General features: G+C 47.8%; 4 protein-coding genes. 3 read left to right on the forward strand and 1 reads right to left on the reverse strand.

Annotated elements, in window-relative coordinates:
* The first annotated feature begins 324 nt into the window (after positions 1–324).
* Positions 325–699, forward strand: coding sequence for a CoA-binding protein (locus WBV75_RS08680; RefSeq protein WP_424120235.1), 375 nt, complete (start codon positions 325–327; stop codon positions 697–699).
* On the opposite strand, the gene WBV75_RS08685 is transcribed toward WBV75_RS08680, so the two are convergent.
* A complete protein-coding gene (locus WBV75_RS08685) occupies positions 678–2,159 on the reverse strand; it encodes a sodium:solute symporter (RefSeq protein WP_424120236.1) in 1,482 nt (493 codons plus the stop codon). The two genes, WBV75_RS08680 and WBV75_RS08685, sit on opposite strands and share 22 nt — an antisense overlap.
* A 117-nt stretch (positions 2,160–2,276) precedes the next feature.
* On the opposite strand from WBV75_RS08685, the gene recR reads away from it, so the two are divergent.
* Positions 2,277–2,894: a recombination mediator RecR gene (gene recR, locus WBV75_RS08690; RefSeq protein ID WP_424120237.1), complete on the forward strand. Its 618-nt coding sequence runs from the start codon at positions 2,277–2,279 to the stop codon at positions 2,892–2,894.
* 84 nt (positions 2,895–2,978) lie between these two features.
* Positions 2,979–3,382, forward strand: a 404-nt coding sequence (locus tag WBV75_RS08695) for a biotin/lipoyl-containing protein (RefSeq protein WP_424120238.1), incomplete at its 3' end; no start/stop codon positions are given.

The following is a 3,382-nucleotide window of genomic DNA, read 5'->3' on the forward strand; positions in this document are numbered from 1 at the left end:
AGGATTGGGGTTCTCTTAAAGCGGCCTTGCCAGGTACAACCAACCAATGTACGTGCAGACCGCTTTTTTTTTAGGATAAGGACAATTTGCACCCCGACTAAATCAAAGGGCTTAAAGCCGGTTTTGCCATTCAGGTCACAAAATAAGAAACCCCGCCAATCCCCAATATTGGAATGGGACGGGGTTTCAATCATTAACTGGCCCTACTAAACACTAACCATTAACTAAAGAACTTGGCCGGGTCAATGATATTTTGTTCCTACCATGTTTTAAAGACGAACGGAATAGCGGATCGTTACAACACTTAACAGTATTTAACAACTGATGGAAAAGACACTCGTTTTTGGCGCGTCTTCAAATCCGAGCCGGTACAGCTACATCGCTATAGAGCGATTGGTAGATGCGGGAGTTCCCACCCTGGCTTTCGGGCTGCGACAGGGAAGGGTGAAAGGAGTACGCATTCAGACTTCGCTCACGGGGATGGAAGCCGTACACACAGTTACGCTTTATATGCGCCCCAGCCGCCAAAAGGCCTTTTACGATGAGATTATACGGTTGGATCCGATCCGGGTGATTTTTAATCCTGGAACGGAGAATCCAGAATTCTATGGTCTTCTCGAGGCAGAGGGAATAGAAGTTGTTGTAGCCTGCACCCTTGTGATGTTGTCTATGCGCACTTATTTACCGGATTCCCTTTGAGGTTTGGGTTTTCGAATAAGCCATAGGCCAAAAAAGGTTAACAGACCATTGAAGGGGAGGAGTTCATACCCAATCTGATAACCGCCGAGCCAGGAATCCGGCAAGTTGGCCAGAAAAACAACCGTCAGGATAACCCCTGAGGCGACCGCCCATACATATTTGTCCTTTAGGGCGTAAGAAGTTAGTATTCCGAATGAAAATAACCCGAGTAACGGGCCATAGGTATATGTCGCGACAGTGAGCAGCCCGTCAATTACATTGCGATCCAGAACGTATTTAAAGATAATCACCACTGCGATAAGTAGCAGGCTCATCCCAATATGCGTCTGTTTCCGCAGGGTTTTTTTGCCTTCCTCGGACCGCCGGTCCATGCCCAGGAAATCAATACAAAACGAAGTCGTCAGGGAGGTAAGGGCGCTATCCGCACTGCTATAAGCCGCTGCAATGAGCCCGAGCAGAAAGGTTATCGCAACGGCCATACCCAGGCCGCTGTTCAGTGCAATTTCAGGGAAGAGGAGATCTGTTCTGCTGTTGCCGTCCATTTTGGGGATTGCGATTTCAAAGGCATCGGAATAGATGAATAATAGAGCGCCTAAAAGGAGGAAAACGAAGTTGACGACCACCAGGACCAGGCTAAAAGAGATCATGTTTTTCCGGGCATCGGCGAGACTCTTGCAGGTGAGGTTCTTTTGCATCATATCCTGGTCAAGGCCTGTCATGCATATGGTGATAAACATCCCGCCCAGAAACGACTTAAGCAGGTGGTTCCGGTCTGCCCAATCCCCGGTAAACCATAATTTGCTATACTGCTTTAATTCTTCAGAACTCAGAAAATCCATAAATCCCCAGTCGAGTTTCTGGTTGATAAAGTATATGGAAAGACCTACCGAACAAAGCATAAAGAGGGTCTGAAGGGTATCGGTCCAGACAATAGTTTTAATACCGCCTTTAAAGGTATATACCCAGATAAGGACTATGGAGAGCACCACTGTAAGCTCAAAGGGAACCCCCCAGGCATCGAATACAAACTGCTGGAGGACTATGGCGACCAGGAAGAGTCTGAAAGAAGCCCCCAGCACCCTGGATATAAAAAAGGAGAGTGCCCCGAGCTTATAACTGTGCCATCCGAAACGCTCCTCCAGATACTCATAAATCGAGGTAACATTCATGCGGTAATAAATAGGCAGCAGGACAAAGGCGATTACAAAATAACCCGCCAGGTATCCAAAAACGACCTGCATATACGAGAAAGAAGTGGCTTGCACACTTCCGGGAACAGAAATAAACGTGACACCGGAAAGGGAAGCTCCAATCATCCCAAAGGCCACTAAAAACCACGGAGCGGATTTTCCCGCCCTGAAAAAGTCTTCATTGGAATCATTTTTCCCCGTGAAATACGATATAAGCAACAGCAGGAGGAAGTAAGAACCTATAAGCAGTAGGATATGCGTAGGAGTCATAACGGCTGGCAGGGCGTGGATTCCGAAATGTTTTTCTGCCCGTGGGCAGTCCTTTCCGGGGTATTTTATTTTGGAGCCAAAGTACAAAACTTAAAATAGATACGTAGTTTTGCAGTTGTGGAAATGTCATCTAAATTGCTGGAGAAAGCGGTCACGGAAATGGCTTACCTGCCGGGGATCGGAAAGCGAACGGCCTTAAGGCTGGTTTTGCATCTGCTTCGCCAGCCTGAAGGGCAAACCGAATCGCTTGTTGAGGCACTTCAGGAATTCCGAAGCGGGATTCGACAGTGCCGCGAGTGCCATAATATTTCTGATTCAGAGTGTTGTGATATATGCAGCAGTAGCAAGAGGGACCGGACGATGATCTGTGTTGTCGAAGATATCCGGGATGTCATGGCTATAGAGAATACGGGGCATTACCGGGGACTATATCACGTGTTGGGGGGTAAGATCTCCCCTATGGAAGGGATGGGTCCGCACGACCTGACCATAGAGTCCCTGGTGACCAAGGTAAAGAGAGGAGATGTAAGAGAATTGATTTTTGCCCTGAGTGCCACCATGGAGGGTGATACCACCAATTTCTATATCTTCAGACAACTCGAAGGCCTCCCGGTAACCCTTTCCACAATAGCGCGGGGGATTCCGGTAGGGGATGAACTGGAGTACGCCGACGAAGTTACGCTCGGCCGTTCCATTGTGCAGCGGATTCCCTTTGAAGGGTCTTTAAAGGGGTGAGTTATAGAAAATATATCAATAAAATGGTGGTAATTTTATTATTTTTGCAAAAATTACCATTAATTAAGGTATCCGGGTACGAATATGTCAAAATTTGAACTGAAATTACCGCAAATGGGGGAGAGTGTTGCAGAAGCCACGCTCACCTCCTGGTTGAAGGAAGTTGGAGAATCCATAGAAGCTGATGAAGCCGTATTTGAAATAGCAACAGATAAGGTGGATTCCGAAGTGCCCAGTGAGGTTGACGGAGTGCTGCTGGAAAAGTGCTTTGAGGTTGACGACGTGATTAAAGTAGGTCAGACCGTAGCTATCATAGAGATTGCCGGAGAGGCTGCCACGTCTTCAGAAGGGCAGGCTCCAGAGCCCGTATCGAAAACCCCGGCACCGGAGAAAGCTGTCCCCGAGGTTATCCAGACTGTGGTGAGCGCCGGGGAAACAGTTTCGCCAAGCATTCCTGCGAATACAGGGGATTCAGAGCGTTTTTATTC

This window comes from Robiginitalea sp. (genome assembly GCF_049588695.1).
Classification (GTDB): domain Bacteria; phylum Bacteroidota; class Bacteroidia; order Flavobacteriales; family Flavobacteriaceae; genus Robiginitalea.